Source organism: Alicycliphilus sp. T452, from assembly GCF_054512775.1.
In genome coordinates this window covers 169,614-183,517 of record NZ_JBTNEH010000003.1, presented here as the reverse complement: position 1 = coordinate 183,517, position 13,904 = coordinate 169,614, and the positions used below count along the sequence as shown (strand labels likewise).

The 13,904-nt window shown below is 66.1% G+C and carries 20 protein-coding genes and 1 tRNA gene; 3 read left to right on the top strand and 18 right to left on the bottom strand.

Annotation, left to right across the window (positions count from 1 at the left end; genetic code table 11):
* Nucleotides 1-3 precede the first annotated feature (3 nt).
* Both ACX12L_RS03955 and ACX12L_RS03950 read left to right on the top strand, forming a co-directional pair.
* On the top strand, nucleotides 4-1,470 hold the full coding sequence (locus ACX12L_RS03955) for a SidA/IucD/PvdA family monooxygenase (RefSeq protein ID WP_459261369.1): 1,467 nt from the start codon (nucleotides 4-6) through the stop codon (nucleotides 1,468-1,470).
* Nucleotides 1,467-2,573, top strand: a complete 1,107-nt coding sequence (locus ACX12L_RS03950) for a peroxidase-related enzyme (RefSeq protein WP_459261368.1) — start codon at nucleotides 1,467-1,469, stop codon at nucleotides 2,571-2,573. The genes ACX12L_RS03955 and ACX12L_RS03950 overlap by 4 nt, the downstream gene beginning before the upstream one ends.
* A 59-nt stretch (nucleotides 2,574-2,632) precedes the next feature.
* On the opposite strand, the gene ACX12L_RS03945 is transcribed toward ACX12L_RS03950, so the two are convergent.
* Both ACX12L_RS03945 and ACX12L_RS03940 read right to left on the bottom strand, forming a co-directional pair.
* Nucleotides 2,633-3,883, bottom strand: a complete 1,251-nt coding sequence (locus ACX12L_RS03945; protein WP_459261367.1) for an FIST signal transduction protein — start codon at nucleotides 3,881-3,883, stop codon at nucleotides 2,633-2,635.
* A 34-nt stretch (nucleotides 3,884-3,917) separates the two neighbouring features.
* Entirely contained in the window at nucleotides 3,918-4,706 is a 789-nt protein-coding gene (locus ACX12L_RS03940; RefSeq protein WP_459261366.1) for a PhaM family polyhydroxyalkanoate granule multifunctional regulatory protein, read from the bottom strand.
* 217 nt (nucleotides 4,707-4,923) lie between these two features.
* Here ACX12L_RS03940 and ACX12L_RS03935 point away from each other — a divergent pair, with 217 nt between their 5' ends.
* Complete coding sequence (locus ACX12L_RS03935; RefSeq protein ID WP_459261365.1) at nucleotides 4,924-5,355, top strand: HU family DNA-binding protein; 432 nt, start codon at nucleotides 4,924-4,926, stop codon at nucleotides 5,353-5,355.
* A gap of 55 nt (nucleotides 5,356-5,410) precedes the next feature.
* Here ACX12L_RS03935 and ACX12L_RS03930 read toward each other — a convergent pair whose 3' ends face one another.
* The 16 genes from ACX12L_RS03930 to rpsN all read right to left on the bottom strand — a co-directional run bounded on the left by ACX12L_RS03930 (nucleotide 5,411) and on the right by rpsN (nucleotide 13,900).
* Nucleotides 5,411-6,163, bottom strand: a complete 753-nt coding sequence (locus ACX12L_RS03930) for a tyrosine-protein phosphatase (protein WP_459261364.1) — start codon at nucleotides 6,161-6,163, stop codon at nucleotides 5,411-5,413.
* Between the two features lie 90 nt (nucleotides 6,164-6,253).
* Nucleotides 6,254-6,330, bottom strand: a tRNA-Met gene (locus tag ACX12L_RS03925).
* Nucleotides 6,331-6,354: 24 nt separating this feature from the next.
* Entirely contained in the window at nucleotides 6,355-6,744 is a 390-nt protein-coding gene (gene rplQ, locus ACX12L_RS03920) for a 50S ribosomal protein L17 (protein ID WP_459261363.1), read from the bottom strand.
* Nucleotides 6,745-6,832: 88 nt separating this feature from the next.
* On the bottom strand, nucleotides 6,833-7,828 hold the full coding sequence (locus ACX12L_RS03915; protein ID WP_013520734.1) for a DNA-directed RNA polymerase subunit alpha: 996 nt from the start codon (nucleotides 7,826-7,828) through the stop codon (nucleotides 6,833-6,835).
* Between the two features lie 112 nt (nucleotides 7,829-7,940).
* Complete coding sequence (gene rpsD / locus ACX12L_RS03910; RefSeq protein WP_459261362.1) at nucleotides 7,941-8,564, bottom strand: 30S ribosomal protein S4; 624 nt, start codon at nucleotides 8,562-8,564, stop codon at nucleotides 7,941-7,943.
* A gap of 91 nt (nucleotides 8,565-8,655) precedes the next feature.
* Nucleotides 8,656-9,060, bottom strand: a complete 405-nt coding sequence (gene rpsK / locus ACX12L_RS03905) for a 30S ribosomal protein S11 (RefSeq protein WP_011793799.1) — start codon at nucleotides 9,058-9,060, stop codon at nucleotides 8,656-8,658.
* Between the two features lie 15 nt (nucleotides 9,061-9,075).
* Complete coding sequence (gene rpsM, locus ACX12L_RS03900) at nucleotides 9,076-9,441, bottom strand: 30S ribosomal protein S13 (protein ID WP_011803864.1); 366 nt, start codon at nucleotides 9,439-9,441, stop codon at nucleotides 9,076-9,078.
* 23 nt (nucleotides 9,442-9,464) lie between these two features.
* Nucleotides 9,465-9,578 (bottom strand): 50S ribosomal protein L36, encoded by a 114-nt coding sequence (gene rpmJ, locus ACX12L_RS03895; RefSeq protein WP_003050535.1) that lies wholly within the window; start codon nucleotides 9,576-9,578, stop codon nucleotides 9,465-9,467.
* Between the two features lie 147 nt (nucleotides 9,579-9,725).
* The gene (secY, locus tag ACX12L_RS03890) at nucleotides 9,726-11,045 is read right to left on the bottom strand and encodes a preprotein translocase subunit SecY (RefSeq protein ID WP_459261361.1); all 1,320 of its coding nucleotides are present in this window, start codon (nucleotides 11,043-11,045) and stop codon (nucleotides 9,726-9,728) included.
* A 23-nt stretch (nucleotides 11,046-11,068) separates the two neighbouring features.
* Nucleotides 11,069-11,500, bottom strand: a complete 432-nt coding sequence (rplO, locus tag ACX12L_RS03885) for a 50S ribosomal protein L15 (RefSeq protein ID WP_013520737.1) — start codon at nucleotides 11,498-11,500, stop codon at nucleotides 11,069-11,071.
* Between the two features lie 10 nt (nucleotides 11,501-11,510).
* Entirely contained in the window at nucleotides 11,511-11,693 is a 183-nt protein-coding gene (gene rpmD / locus ACX12L_RS03880) for a 50S ribosomal protein L30 (protein ID WP_459261359.1), read from the bottom strand.
* Nucleotides 11,694-11,705: 12 nt separating this feature from the next.
* Nucleotides 11,706-12,227, bottom strand: a complete 522-nt coding sequence (rpsE, locus tag ACX12L_RS03875; protein WP_013520739.1) for a 30S ribosomal protein S5 — start codon at nucleotides 12,225-12,227, stop codon at nucleotides 11,706-11,708.
* A 15-nt stretch (nucleotides 12,228-12,242) separates the two neighbouring features.
* Entirely contained in the window at nucleotides 12,243-12,608 is a 366-nt protein-coding gene (rplR, locus tag ACX12L_RS03870; protein WP_459261358.1) for a 50S ribosomal protein L18, read from the bottom strand.
* Nucleotides 12,609-12,619: 11 nt separating this feature from the next.
* Nucleotides 12,620-13,153, bottom strand: a complete 534-nt coding sequence (gene rplF, locus ACX12L_RS03865) for a 50S ribosomal protein L6 (RefSeq protein ID WP_459261357.1) — start codon at nucleotides 13,151-13,153, stop codon at nucleotides 12,620-12,622.
* 24 nt (nucleotides 13,154-13,177) lie between these two features.
* A complete protein-coding gene (gene rpsH / locus ACX12L_RS03860; protein WP_013520742.1) occupies nucleotides 13,178-13,573 on the bottom strand; it encodes a 30S ribosomal protein S8 in 396 nt (131 codons plus the stop codon).
* Nucleotides 13,574-13,594: 21 nt separating this feature from the next.
* Nucleotides 13,595-13,900 (bottom strand): 30S ribosomal protein S14, encoded by a 306-nt coding sequence (gene rpsN, locus ACX12L_RS03855; protein ID WP_011803856.1) that lies wholly within the window; start codon nucleotides 13,898-13,900, stop codon nucleotides 13,595-13,597.
* Between the last annotated feature and the right edge of the window lie 4 nt (nucleotides 13,901-13,904).

The following is a 13,904-nucleotide window of genomic DNA, read 5'->3' as shown; positions in this document are numbered from 1 at the left end:
ACCATGTCTGTTTCGCCCCCCTTGGGAATGGCCGGCCTGGCCGCCCTCGAAGAACGCCTCGCGCACGACCTGCTGACCCTCAACTGGCGCGCCCGCCCCTGGCTGCCCGCCCGCAGCCAGGGCGGGCAGGCCGTCATCGACGTGCTCGTCATCGGCGCCGGCCAGGCGGGCCTGGCCGCCAGCATGGCGCTGACGCAGCAGGGCGTGGCCGCCGTGCTGCTGGACCGCGCCCCCGCCGACTGCGAGGGCCCCTGGGCCACCACGGCGCGCATGGAGACCCTGCGCTCGCCCAAGGAGCTCACCGGCCCCGCGCTGGGCGTGCCCTCGCTCACCTTCCGCGCCTGGTTCGAGGCCCAGTGGGGCCGCGAGGCCTGGGACGCGCTCGACAAGATCCCGCGCCTGCAGTGGATGGACTACCTGCGCTGGTACCGCCGCGTGACCGGGGCCGACGTGCGCAACGGGCACGCCGCCACGGCCGTGCGCCCGCGCGCCGGCGGCCTGGTGGAGGTGGACGTGCAGGCCCCCGCGGGCCATGCCACATGGCTGGCGCGCCGCGTGGTGCTGGCCACGGGCCGCGACGGCCTGGGCGGGCCGCAGATACCGCCCTTCATGCAGGACGTGGCGCGCGGCCTGTGGGCGCACTCCTCCGACGTGCTGGACTACGCCACGCTGGCGGGCAGGCGCGTGGGCGTGATCGGCATGGGCTCGTCCGCCATGGACAGCGCCGGCACGGCGCTCGAATGCGGCGCGGCCAGCGTGGACCTGATCGCGCGGCGCGCCGCCATGCCCACGGTGAACAAGTCCAAGGGCTCGGGCGTGCCCGGCCTCACGCAGGGGCACCACGACCTGCCCGATGCGTGGAAATGGCGCATACGCCACTACATCAACGCGCAGCAGGTGCCGCCGCCGCACGGCAGCACGCTGCGCGTGTCGCGCCACGCGAATGCGTTCTTCCACTTCGGCTGCGCGGTGCGCGCCGTCGCGCAGGCGGGGCGGGAGCTGCGCGTGGCCACGGCCCGGGGCACGTTCGCGTTCGACTTCCTGATCCTCGCCACGGGCTTCGCCATCGACTGGGCGCAAAAGCCCGAGTTCGCACCCTTCGCGCCCCACGTGCGCACCTGGGGCGAGCGCTACCGCCCCCCGCCGGGCGAGGAGGACCGCGAGCTGTTCGACTCGCCCGACCTCGGCCCCGTGTTCGAGTTCCAGGAGAAGGCGCCCGGCGCCTACCCGGGGCTGGACCGCATCCACTGCTTCTGCTACCCGGCGGCGCTGTCGCACGGCACCGTCTCGGGCGACATCCCCGCCATCAGCGACGGCGCGCGGCGCCTGGCCAGCGGCATCGCAGGCCTGCTCTACCGCGAGGACGTGGAGCACCACTACGCCGCGCTGCAGTCCTATGCCGAGCCCGAGCTGCTGGGCGACGAATGGACGCCCGCCGACACATCCCAACGCATACTGCCTTCGCCATGACCGACACCATCGACCGGCTCACCCATCTGGACAACGCCCCCCACGCCCAGGCCGCGCGCCAGCAGCGCGCCAAGGCCATCGCCGCCACCCAGGCCTGCGAAGACCTGCTGCTGGCCCCCAGCCTGCCCGGCGGCCTGCCGCTGCCAGAGCGCCTGGCCGTGGCGCAGGCCGTGGCCGCCGCCAGCGGCGTGGCGGCGCTGGCCACGCACTACGGCGCGCAGCTGGCCCGCCTGCCCGCGCCCGTGCAGGACGTGCGCTGGCAGGCCATCACCCGCTTCGCGCACCTGCTGGCCACCGAGCCCGCCGCCGCCGACCGCGCGGCCCTGCTGGCGCTGCCCGGCGCGGGCCTGCCCACGCCGGACGTGGTGCTGCTCGCGCAGCTCATCGGCTTCGTGGCCTACCAGGCACGCCTGGTCGCGGGCGTGGCGGCCCTGGCCGCGCTCGGCCCGGCAACGCAGGGCGCGGCGCCCGCGCAAGGCGAGCCCGACGCGCCCTTCGTCCACCCCGCCAACCTGCCCCCGCCCGGCGAGCCGCTGCGCCTCAATGGCTACACCAGCGAGACGCTGGACTGGAAGGCCTGGCTGCCCGTGGTGGACCCGGCCACGGCCAGCGCCGAGCAGAACGCCGTGCTGAACGCGAGCCACCCCAAGGCGCGCACGTCCGACTTCTACCTGGTGCTGGCCCACCAGCCGCGCGTGCTGGCCGAGCGCTCGCAGGCATTCAACGCCATCATGTACGCCCCCGGCGGCCTGCCGCGCGCCGAGCGCGAACTGGCCACCACCGTGGTCTCGCGCATCAACGGCTGCGTGTACTGCGCATCGGTGCATGCGCAGCGCTTCGAGCAGCTGGCCAAGCGCAACGACGTGATCGCGCAGGTCTTCACCGACCCCGACGGCGCCGGCACCAGCGCGCGCGAGCGCGCCATCGTGCAGGCCAGCGCCGCCCTCACGCGCGCGCCCGGCGGGTTCGGGCCGCAGCACCTGGCGCCGCTGCGCGCCGCGGGCCTCGGCGACCTGGAACTGCTGGACACGGTGCACGCCGCCGCCCTGTTCGCCTGGGCCAACCGCCTCATGCTCAACCTGGGCGAGGCGGTATATCCTTGAATGCACCTATTTTGATAGCTATCAGCGCTTTATACACGGGCACTGGAGGCCAAAAACACTCAAGAATCAGAATCGGGGCCCGCGAACACCGTCAGCACGCCGGTGTAGCCATACAGCCGGTGCGACGCGATCTCGCCAAAGGCGAAGAAGCCCGTGAGCGGCACGTCGCCCAGCGCCTGGCGCACGATCTGCAGCTCCGCGCTGGGGCCGCCGAAGTGCGGCCCGCCGCGGCCCGAGCAGCTCACGTAGAGGGCCCCGCAGATGCGGCGCGCGGGCATCTGCTCGCCCCTTGGCGCGGCGCTCCCTGCGGGAACCGCCCGCGGGGCCTGCAGCCCGGGCGCGAGTTCCTCGCGGATCTCGGCGCAGACGCGCACCAGGTCGGCCCGCGCCGCGGCCGCATGGCGCTGGCAGAACACCAGCCGCATGCCCGCCTCCACCCGGTCGGCCAGCGCCACGCCGCCGCGCGCGCCATCCAGCCCCACGATGTGGCGCACGCGCGCGTCGGCGCCGATGTGGCCCCTGTGCCGCGGCGGCGGCCCATCCGCATCCGACAGGCCCGCCAGCGTGGCCCGCACGGCGCGCAATGCGGGCTGCGGGTCGCCCGCCAGGCTCACGCCCAAGGTGCCCAGCAGCACGTCGAGCGCGGGCCGGCCGTCGAGCCGCAGCACCACGTTGTCATGCGCCTCGGTGATGACGGCCTGCGGACCGATGGGCTGGCAGCCCTGCGTGACGCGCGACACCAGATCCACCTGCGGCCCGAAGGCCACGCCCGACAGGCCGCCCGAAAGCACGCCGCCCCTGGTCCCGTCGCTCCCGGCATGCTGCGCAAACTGCACGCTGCGCCCGCGGCTGGCGGCCACGCCGCCAAACAGGCAGCCGCTGGCCGTGCGCTCCGCCATCTCGGCCAGCAGCTCGGCCAGATCGGGCGTCTGGCCGTCGGCATGCACCAGCGCCGTGTGCGCGGCGCCGTGCTGCAGCGGCGCCACGCCGGAAAACACCTGGTACTGCGCGCTCGGCACGTCGCACAGCATGAGCGAGAGCGCGGGCTCGTCGAAATACTCCACGTTGCTGCCCGCCACGCCCACGCCGACGGTCCCGCTCCAGTCGGTGACCGAGGGCAGCGCCTCGGCCAGATGGCGCAGGAGCGCGGCCGCATCGTCCGCATAGTGGTCCGTGATGTAGAGCAGGCCCAGCGCAGGCGCCCGCGCATAGTGCGGCGAGGCCATCTGGGCCTTGAGCTGCGCCAGCACCAGGGCCGCCGCCATGCGCCATTGCGGGTGCGTGGCATGGGCATTGGGAAAGAGCTTCATGGATCATCCCCGGCGGACAGCCGGACCCCTGCGGCTAGCGCGGCGCAGCGGGCTTCTTGGCTGCGGCCGTCGTCTTGCGCGCGGCCGGGCGCGGCTTGGCAGCCGGCTTGTCCTGCGCGCCGGGCTCTGCCGCGGCCTTGGGCTTGACCGTGGCGGCGGCGCCCTGCATGCCCTGGGCCGCCATCTGCGCAGCCATGTCGGTAGCGGCCTTGAACGCGCCGCTGGCCATCTCGCGCGTGCTCTCGAACGCCGCACGGTGCGCGCCGGCATCCTTCAAGGCATTGGCGGCAAGTTGCTGGAACTGGTTGGTGAGCGCGCCCCACCATTGCACGGGGTCCACCATGCCCGGCACCGCAGCTTCGGCCGGTGCGGACTCCGGCTGGTCAGGCGCTTGTGCCCGACGCGGCGCCTCCTGCGCGGGCGCTTCGGGCTGGGGCGCCGGCACCGGCGCGGGCGCCGCCGTGGCCTGCCGTGCGGCCTTGCCGCCGTCGCCGGCGGTGCGCGCAGCGCTGAACGCGCCGACCATGTCGCCCATGGCCACGTTCATGCCCTGCAGCGTGGCCAGCGTCATCTTCTGCACCTCCAGCGCCTGCACCGTGGCAGTGAGCGCGCGCGCATTCTGCTCCAGCCAGAACTGCACGGCCTTCAGCTCCTGGATGCGCTTGTCGATCTCCTCGACGCTCATCGTGGGCGCCACCCAGCCCGACAACCCGGGCATGCTGGGCATGGCAGGCATGCCCGCAGCAGCGCCCTTGGCCAGGTTCTGCAGGAAATCGAAGCCCGGGACAAAGCGCCCGAAGCCAAAGGGGGTTGTGTCGCTCATGAGTGCTCCTATGCGTGTATGGTGCTCGACAGCTTACCGCCAATATGCCGCTCTTGACACGCGGCAAGCAGCGCCGGAGGCCGCCGGCATGCGTGGTTTTCTCGTGCAAACCCGCATGAATACGGCACCTTTGCCGGCATACAACGCCTAGAATTCCGTGGCCTGCCTCCACGCCCGGCTGGCATGCATTCCAACACTCCCCATAATTTCCGACATCATGGCAACTGCAAAAAAAACCGCCGCGCCGGCGAAGAAAACAACCGCCGCCAAGAAGGCCGCGGCACCTGCCACGAAGGCAGCCGTGAAGAAGGCGGCGACGCCCGCCGCCGCGCTCAAGCCCGTGAAGGACTCCTTCACGAAGACCACGCTGGTCGCCCACCTTGCCACGCAGGCCGGCGTCGAGCCCAAGGCCGCCAAGGCCGTGCTCGCGGCACTGGAAACGGCCATCCTGGGTTCCGTGCACAAGAAGGGCTCCGGCGAATTCACGCTGCCCGGCCTGCTGAAGATCGGCCTGCAGCAAGTGCCGGCCAAGAAGAAGCGCTTCGGCAAGGACCCGTTCACGGGCGAGGAGCGCTGGTTCCCGGCCAAGCCCGCGTCGGTCAAGATCAAGACCCGCGCCCTCAAGAAGCTCAAGGACGCAACGCTCTGACCGGCGCAGGCTCCAAAAAAACAAGCAGCCCGAGGGCTGCTTTTTCTTTGCGCCATCAGGCCTTGCGCGGCTGCAAATACAGATCGGCCAGTCGCCTGCGGGCCGCCTCGTCCACGCCCAGGCGCTGTTCCAGGTACCGCGGCACGCCACCATGGTCGCGGTCCACGGCCTGCAGGGCAGCCTGGAGAAAATCCTCCCGCACGCGCCAGATCACATTCAACACCTCCTCCGGTGCACTGCTCCTGAGGCTCTCCGGGCGGCGGTACAGGCCGTTGGTGAGCAGGTAGTCCTGCATGACCATGTCCCGATCGACGCCCAGCGCGAGCAATATCAGCGCGGCGGCAAACCCCGTGCGGTCCTTGCCCGCGGTGCAATGGAACACCAGCGGCGTATCCTCGGCCAGCAGCTGCTCGAACAGCCCCGCGAACTGGGGCGCGTTGTCGGACACGAACGCGCGGTACGTGTCCTGCATCAGTTCCACGGCCCTTGGCTCCGTCATCCTCTGGCCTGCCAGCGCCATCTCCTTGGCCCGCTGCACCACCGTGGGCTCGATGGGCAGCGCGTAATAGCGCACGTCGGGCAAGGCATAGCTCAGCGTGGAGCTCTCCACCCGCCCACGGAAGTCCACGGCACGCGCCAGCCCCAGTTCGGCCAGCGCATGTGCATCCTGCGGCGTCAGGCCAGCCAGATGGTCGGAGCGAAAGATCCGGCGCCACCGCACGACGCGGCCGTCGCGCCCCGCATACCCGCCCAGATCGCGGAAATTGGAAGCGCCGACAAGCGATAAGGAACGCGAAAAATCATCCATGCCAAGGTGGTCGCTATGGCGGCGGGCAATGGCCCGCCTGCAGAAGCATGAAAAAAGGGGTTACGACACTGTCGTAACCCCTTTTCTTGTTGGTTGCGCGAGAAGGATTTGAACCTCCGACCTTTGGGTTATGAGCCCAACGAGCTACCAGACTGCTCCATCGCGCGGTAGATTTATATTATAGCCGATTTTTAGCCTTCTGCGCCCGCATCGCCAGATTCTTCGGCGCGATCGACAAGCTCGACGAAAGCCATGGGTGCATTGTCACCCACGCGGAAACCCATCTTCAGAATGCGGGTGTAGCCGCCGGGACGGGCCTTGAAGCGGGGACCGAGGTCGTTGAACAGCTTGGTCACGCTGTCGCGGTCGCGCAGGCGGTTGAAGGCCAGGCGGCGGTTGGCGACGGAATCTTCCTTGGCCAGGGTGATCATGGGCTCGATCACGCGGCGCAGTTCCTTGGCCTTCGGCAGCGTGGTCTTGATGGCCTCGTGCTCGATGAGCGAGTTCATCATGTTCTGCAGCATCGCAAGGCGGTGCGAGCTGGTGCGGTTCAGTTTACGGAGGCCGTGTCCGTGGCGCATGGTGCTTTCCTTATGAGTAATTAAATCGGGCAGCCGTATCAGGTACTGCCCGAGGCACTGGGCCTGTCAGGGAACCAAAAATTATAACTTAACGCTTGTCGAGACCAGCCGGCGGCCAGTTCTCCAGCTTCATGCCCAGCGTGAGACCGCGCGAAGCCAGGACTTCCTTGATCTCATTGAGCGACTTGCGCCCCAGGTTCGGGGTCTTGAGCAGCTCGTTCTCGGTGCGCTGGATGAGGTCGCCGATGTAGTAGATGTTCTCGGCCTTGAGACAGTTGGCCGAACGCACCGTGAGTTCGAGCTCGTCCACGGGGCGCAGCAGGATCGGGTCGAAGGTGGCGCCGCTAGCCGCCCGCGCGCCCGTGGCCTGGCTTTCGAAGATCTCGCCGCCGTCGAGCTGTGCGAACACGGCCAGCTGCTCGACCAGGATCTTGGCGGACGCACGCACGGCTTCTTCGGCCGAGATGGCACCGTTGGTCTCGATCTCCAGGACCAGCTTGTCCAGATCGGTACGCTGCTCGACGCGGGCACTCTCCACCGTATAGCTCACACGCTTGACGGGCGAAAAGGACGCGTCCAGCACGATGCGGCCGATCGACTTGGTCGATTCGTCCGCGAAGCGGCGCAGATTGCCCGGCACGTAGCCGCGGCCCTTCTCGACCTTGATCTGCATGTCCAGCTTGCCACCGGCAGACAGGGTGGCAATCACATGGTCGGGGTTGACGATCTCGACGTCGTGGGGCGTCTGGATGTCGCGCGCGGTCACGACGCCCTCGCCATCCTTGCGCAGGCTCAGCGTGACCTCGTCGCGGTTATGGAGCTTGAACACCACTCCCTTGAGGTTCAACAGGATGTTGACCACATCCTCCTGGACACCGTCGATGGACGAGTACTCGTGCAAGACACCGGCAATCGTCACCTCGGTTGCTGCGTAACCCACCATGGACGAGAGCAGGACACGCCGGATGGCGTTGCCCAGCGTGTGGCCATAGCCACGCTCGAAAGGCTCCAGTTCGACCTTGGCGCGGTTGTGGCCAAGTTGTTCGACATTGATTGCCTTGGGTTTCAGCAAATTGGTTTGCATGCAGACTTCCTCTCAATGCCCCCAGCTCGTTACACCGGTAAGGCTGATGAAGCACCTAAACCGCGATGCCTCGCGGTTCAGGAACGGGTTACGCCAACGTAACGACTATCGATTAACGCGAATACAACTCAACGATCAGGGATTCGTTGATGTCTGCACCAAACTGGTCACGGTCGGGCACTTGCTTGAAGGTGCCTTCCGCCTTGTCGGCATTCACCTCGACCCAGGCAGGCATGCCCACTTGCTGGGCCAGTTGCAGGGCCTCGACGATGCGCGCCTGCTTCTTGGACTTTTCGCGCACGGCCACGACATCACCGACCTTCACCAGATAGGAGGCGATGTTGACCCTCTGGCCGTTGACCGTGATCGCCTTGTGGGACACCAGTTGGCGCGCCTCGGCGCGCGTGGAGCCGAAACCCATGCGATAAACGACGTTGTCCAGACGGGACTCGAGCAGGGCCAGCAGGTTGGCGCCGGTGTTGCCCTTGCGGCGCTCCGCGGCCTCGAAGTACCGGCGGAACTGCTTCTCCAGCACGCCATACATGCGCTTGACCTTCTGCTTTTCGCGCAGTTGCAGGCCGTAGTCGGAAGTGCGGGCGCCAGAGGTGCGGCCGTGCTGACCGGGCTTGGAGTCGAACTTGGCCTTGTCGGCGATGGAACGGCGAGCGCTCTTGAGGAACAGGTCCGTGCCTTCGCGGCGGGAGAGTTTGGCCTTGGGGCCGAGATAACGTGCCACTTCTATATCCTTGAATTGTCTGCTTCCGCAGCGGGCTGCGGGAGCCACCATCGCACCAGGCGATCGGTGGCGGTGGGCTTAGTGAAAAAAATCAGATGCGGCGGCGCTTTTGCGGGCGGCAGCCGTTGTGCGGAACGGGCGTCACATCCGAGATGGACGTGATGCGGATGCCCAGGGCACCCAGCGCACGCACGGAGGACTCACGGCCGGGACCGGGGCCCTTGATTTCGACGTCCAGGTTCTTGATGCCCTGCTCGATGGCGGCGCGGCCCGCCACTTCGGAGGCCACCTGTGCGGCAAACGGAGTGGACTTGCGCGAGCCCTTGAAACCCTGACCACCCGAGGAAGCCCAGGACAGTGCGTTGCCCTGGCGGTCGGTGATCGTGATGATGGTGTTGTTGAAGGAGGCATGCACGTGGGCGATACCGTCCGACACGTTCTTGCGAACCTTCTTGCGCACGCGCTGCGCAGCGTTATTGGCAGGAGACTTGGCCATATGGGTCTTTCAATCTTACTTCTTCAGTGCCGCTGCACCCTTGCGCGGACCCTTGCGGGTACGGGCGTTGGTGCGGGTACGCTGACCGCGCATCGGCAGACCGCGGCGATGACGGAAGCCGCGATAGCAGCCGATGTCCATCAGGCGCTTGATGTTCATCGTGGTTTCACGGCGCAGGTCACCCTCGATGGTGAACTGGGCAATCTGGTCGCGGATCTTCTCCAGATCGGCGTCGGTCAATTCCTTGACCTTCTTGGAATAAGCAATTCCGCAAGCCTCGCAAATCTTGCGAGCGCGGGTGCGCCCAATCCCGTAGATGGCCGTCAGGCCAATCTCGGTGTGCTGATGGGGCGGGATGTTGATACCAGCAATACGAGCCATGTGCGTCCTCTAATATTTCCCAATCAACCTTGGCGCTGCTTGTGGCGCTGATCCGTGCAGATCACGCGCACCACGCCCTTGCGGCGGATGATTTTGCAGTTGCGGCAGATTTTCTTGACCGAAGCCGAAACTCTCATTGCATTCTCCTAAACTCTTGTCCAATCGTTCCGGCCCACTGCGCGGAACACAAAACACGTGCCCGCGATGGATCGAAGGGCATCAATAAACCGTTGCTTCTCTGGTGAACCCGCCACTATAGCGCATTCACCAAAGGCACGCCGGCATCAGGTACCTGGTGTCGTCTTGAAGTTAGCCTTCTTCAGCAGCGATTCGTACTGCTGCGACATCATGTAGTTCTGCACCTGGGCCATGAAGTCCATCGTCACCACGACGATGATGAGCAACGAGGTACCGCCGAAATAGAACGGCACGTTGTACTTCAGGATCAGGAACTCGGGCAGCAGGCACACGAAGGTGATGTACACGGCACCGGCCAGCGTCAGGCGCACCAGGATCTTGTCGATGTAGCGCGCCGTGTGCTCGCCTGGACGAATACCGGGGATGAAGGCCCCGCTCTTCTTCAGGTTGTCCGCAGTTTCCCGGCTGTTGAAAACCAATGCCGTATAGAAAAAGCAGAAGAACACGATCGCAGCCGCATAGAACATCACGTACACCGGCTGCCCAGGCGTCAGCGCACCAGAGATGTCACGCAGCCAGCGCATGGACTCGCCTGCGCTGAACCAGTTCACGATCGTCGCCGGCAGCAGAATGATCGACGAGGCGAAGATCGGCGGGATCACACCGGACATGTTCAGCTTCAAGGGCAGGTGGGACGATTGCCCGCCGTACACCTTGTTGCCGACCTGGCGGCGCGCGTAGTTCACCAGGATCTTGCGCTGGCCACGCTCGACGAACACGACGAAGTAGGTCACCAGCGCCACGACGATCACGATGAAGATGGCCGCCAGGATGCTCATCGCACCCGTGCGCACCAGTTCCAGCAAGCCACCGATGGAGCTGGGCAGGCCTGCCGCGATGCCCGCGAAGATCAAGATGGAGATGCCGTTGCCCAGGCCGCGCTCGGTAATCTGCTCGCCCAGCCACATCAGGAACATAGTGCCCGCCGTCAGGCTGACCACCGCCGTCAGACGGAAGCCGAAGCCGGGGCTCAGCACCAGGCCTGCCGAGCTTTCGAGAGCGACCGCGATGCCCAGCGACTGGAACACCGCGAGGCCCACGGTCCCGTAGCGCGTGTACTGCGTGATCTTGCGGCGGCCCGCCTCCCCTTCCTTCTTCATCTGCTCGAACGTGGGAAGCACGTAGGTCATCAGCTGCATGATGATCGATGCCGAGATGTACGGCATGATCCCCAGCGCGAAGACCGTGAAGCGCGAAAGCGCCCCACCCGAGAACATGTTGAACAGGTTGAGGATGCCGCCTTGCTGGCCACTGAAGAGCTGCTGCAGCTGCGTGGGATCGATCCCCGGAACGGGAATGTGCGCCCCCACGCGGTACACCACCAACGCGAGCAACAAGAACACCAGCCGCCGGCGCAGATCACCAAACTTACCGGTTTTCGCCAGTTGAGCTGCGTTAGTAGCCACAGATGCCTTTCTTCAGAACCAAATCAGGCCAGGCTGCCGCCAGCCGCTTCGATCGCGGCCTTGGCACCCGCCGTGGCACCGATGCCCGTGAGCTTCACGGCCTTGGTGAGTTCGCCACTCTTGATGACCTTCACCACCTGGGCCAGGGCGGGCACGAGCCCTGCCTGCTTCAGGGAGAGAACGTCGATCTCCGCCTGGTCGAGCGCATTCAGCGCCGAAAGGGTGATCTCGGCATTGAACTTGAGCGACTGCGACTTAAAGCCGCGCTTGGGCAGGCGGCGCTGCATGGGCATTTGACCGCCTTCGAAGCCGACCTTGTGGTAGCCGCCCGAACGCGACTTCTGGCCCTTGTGGCCGCGGCCGGCCGTCTTGCCCAGGCCGGAGCCGATACCACGACCGACACGGCGCTTGGCGTGCTTGGCTCCTGCTGCGGGCTTGATGCTATTGAGTTCCATCACCAACCTCTCAGAGGACTTTGACCAGATAGCTGATCTTGTTAATCATGCCGCGCACCTCGGGCGTGTCCTTGAGTTCGCTCACGCTGTTGAGCTTGCGAAGACCCAGGCCACGAACCGTGGCGCGATGCGATTCCTTGGTGCCGATGGGGCTGCGCACCAATTGAATCTTGATGTTTTGTTGCGTTGTCATTGAGCCTCCCAATCAAGCGGCAAACAGGTCTTCGACCGTCTTGCCACGCTTGGCGGCCACTTCGGCCGGCGTAGTGGAATTGGCCAGGGCGTCCAGCGTTGCACGAACCATGTTGTAGGGGTTGGACGACCCATGGCTCTTGGCCACGATGTCGGTAATGCCCATCACCTCGAACACGGCGCGCATCGGGCCGCCGGCGATGATGCCGGTACCCTTGGGAGCCGGAGCCATCATCACGACGGCTGCACCATGGTGGCCGGTCACGTTGTGATGGATCGTGCCGCTCTTGAGGGACACCTTCATCATCTTGCGACGCGCTTCTTCCATGGCCTTCTGCACGGCAGCGGGCACTTCCTTGGACTTGCCCTTGCCCATGCCGACGCGGCCGTCGCCATCGCCGACCACGGTCAGTGCAGCGAAGCCGAGAATACGACCACCCTTCACGACCTTGGTCACGCGGTTGACCGCGATCATTTTTTCGCGCAGACCGTCGTCACGACCTTCGTCTTGCACCTTGGGTTGAAATTTAGCCATTTTTATCCGCTCCGCTTAGAACTGCAGGCCGGCCTCGCGGGCCGCCTCAGCCAGGGCCTTCACGCGGCCGTGATACGCAAAACCTGCGCGATCGAACGCGACCTTCTCGATACCGGCGGCCTTCGCCTTTTCGGCGATGCGCTTACCGATGATCTGGGCCGCGGCGGCATTGCCACCCTTGCCGGAGCCGCCGAGCGACTTGCGCACATCGGCCTCGGCCGTGGAGGCGCTGGCCAGCACCTTGGTGCCGCAGCCAGAGATCACGCTGGCGTAGATATGGAGGTTCGTACGGTTGACCGTCAGACGCGCGATGCCTTGCTGGGCAATGCGGATGCGGGTCTGGCGGGCACGACGAAGACGCTGCTCTTTCTTGGTCAACATACTGCAGCTCCTTACTTCTTCTTGGTCTCTTTGATCACGACCTTCTCATCCGCATAGCGGATGCCCTTGCCCTTGTAGGGCTCGGGAGGACGAACGGCGCGGATCTCGGCGGCCAGCTGGCCCACCACCTGGCGATCGGCACCCTTGATCACGATTTCGGTCGGAGTGGGGGTCGCCACGGTGATGCCGGCGGGCATCTCGAAGTTCACGGGATGCGAGAAACCGACGTTCAGGTTCAGCTTGCTGCCGGCAGCGGCGGCCTTGAAACCCACGCCGATCAGCGTGAGCTTCTTCTCGAAGCCCTTGCTGACGCCCAGCACCATGTTGTTCACCAGCTGGCGCACGGTACCGCTCATGGCATTGGCTTCACGCGAAGCGTCGATCGGCTCGAAGCTCAGCTTGCCTTCGTTGCTGGACACCTTCACCAGCGCGTTCTGCGCGAGCGACAGCGTGCCGCCTGCGCCCTTGACGCTGATCTGGTCGTCCTTGATGGACACATCCACGCCTGCGGGGATGCTTACCGGGGATTTACCTACACGGGACATTTCAGTCTTCTCCTCAATGCCACGTCAAGCGACGTAGCAAAGCACCTCGCCACCGACACCGGTAGCGCGCGCCTTGCGATCGGTCATCACGCCCTTGGGCGTCGTGACGATTGCCACACCCAGTCCGTTCATGACTTGCGGAATGGAATCGCGGCCCTTGTACACGCGCAGGCCGGGGCGGCTCACGCGCTCGATGCGCTCGATCACGGGGCGACCGGCGTAGTACTTCAGGGTGATTTGGAGTTCAGACTTGCCACCGTCGGCCTTCACTTCGAAGCCGTCGATGTAACCCTCGTCCTTCAGCACCTGCGCGATGGCGACCTTCACCTTGGAGGAAGGCACCGACACGGTGGCCTTGGACACCATTTGCGCATTGCGAATGCGGGTCAGCAAGTCAGCGATGGGATCACTCATGCTCATGTTGTATCTCTCCTGCTGCGCTTACCAGCTGGCCTTGGTGACACCGGGGATGTCGCCGGCGAATGCCAGTTCGCGGATCTTGGCGCGGCCCAGACCGAATTGGCGGAAGGTGCCGCGGGGACGACCGGTGATTTCGCAGCGGTTGCGCTGGCGCGTGGGGTTGGCGTTGCGGGGCAACTTCTGCAGGCCCAGGCGAGCGGCCTCGCGCTCCTCGTCGCTGCGCTTGGCGTCGCCGGCGATGGCCTTCAGTTCCGCGTACTTGGCGGCGTACTTGGCGGCCAGTTTTTCGCGCTTGAGTTCGCGCTGGATCAAAGCTACTTTAGCCATACGC

Coding starts and splice junctions, on each gene's coding strand:
- ACX12L_RS03955 (WP_459261369.1), top strand. CDS start 4: ATGTCTGTTTCGCCCCCCTTGGGAATGGCCGGCCTGGCCGCCCTCGAA.
- ACX12L_RS03950 (WP_459261368.1), top strand. CDS start 1,467: ATGACCGACACCATCGACCGGCTCACCCATCTGGACAACGCCCCCCAC.
- ACX12L_RS03945 (WP_459261367.1), bottom strand. CDS start 3,883: ATGAAGCTCTTTCCCAATGCCCATGCCACGCACCCGCAATGGCGCATG.
- ACX12L_RS03940 (WP_459261366.1), bottom strand. CDS start 4,706: ATGAGCGACACAACCCCCTTTGGCTTCGGGCGCTTTGTCCCGGGCTTC.
- ACX12L_RS03935 (WP_459261365.1), top strand. CDS start 4,924: ATGGCAACTGCAAAAAAAACCGCCGCGCCGGCGAAGAAAACAACCGCC.
- ACX12L_RS03930 (WP_459261364.1), bottom strand. CDS start 6,163: ATGGATGATTTTTCGCGTTCCTTATCGCTTGTCGGCGCTTCCAATTTC.
- rplQ (WP_459261363.1), bottom strand. CDS start 6,744: ATGCGCCACGGACACGGCCTCCGTAAACTGAACCGCACCAGCTCGCAC.
- ACX12L_RS03915 (WP_013520734.1), bottom strand. CDS start 7,828: ATGCAAACCAATTTGCTGAAACCCAAGGCAATCAATGTCGAACAACTT.
- rpsK (WP_011793799.1), bottom strand. CDS start 9,060: ATGGCCAAGTCTCCTGCCAATAACGCTGCGCAGCGCGTGCGCAAGAAG.
- rpsM (WP_011803864.1), bottom strand. CDS start 9,441: ATGGCTCGTATTGCTGGTATCAACATCCCGCCCCATCAGCACACCGAG.
- rpmJ (WP_003050535.1), bottom strand. CDS start 9,578: ATGAGAGTTTCGGCTTCGGTCAAGAAAATCTGCCGCAACTGCAAAATC.
- rplO (WP_013520737.1), bottom strand. CDS start 11,500: ATGGAACTCAATAGCATCAAGCCCGCAGCAGGAGCCAAGCACGCCAAG.
- rpmD (WP_459261359.1), bottom strand. CDS start 11,693: ATGACAACGCAACAAAACATCAAGATTCAATTGGTGCGCAGCCCCATC.
- rpsE (WP_013520739.1), bottom strand. CDS start 12,227: ATGGCTAAATTTCAACCCAAGGTGCAAGACGAAGGTCGTGACGACGGT.
- rplR (WP_459261358.1), bottom strand. CDS start 12,608: ATGTTGACCAAGAAAGAGCAGCGTCTTCGTCGTGCCCGCCAGACCCGC.
- rplF (WP_459261357.1), bottom strand. CDS start 13,153: ATGTCCCGTGTAGGTAAATCCCCGGTAAGCATCCCCGCAGGCGTGGAT.
- rpsH (WP_013520742.1), bottom strand. CDS start 13,573: ATGAGCATGAGTGATCCCATCGCTGACTTGCTGACCCGCATTCGCAAT.
- rpsN (WP_011803856.1), bottom strand. CDS start 13,900: ATGGCTAAAGTAGCTTTGATCCAGCGCGAACTCAAGCGCGAAAAACTG.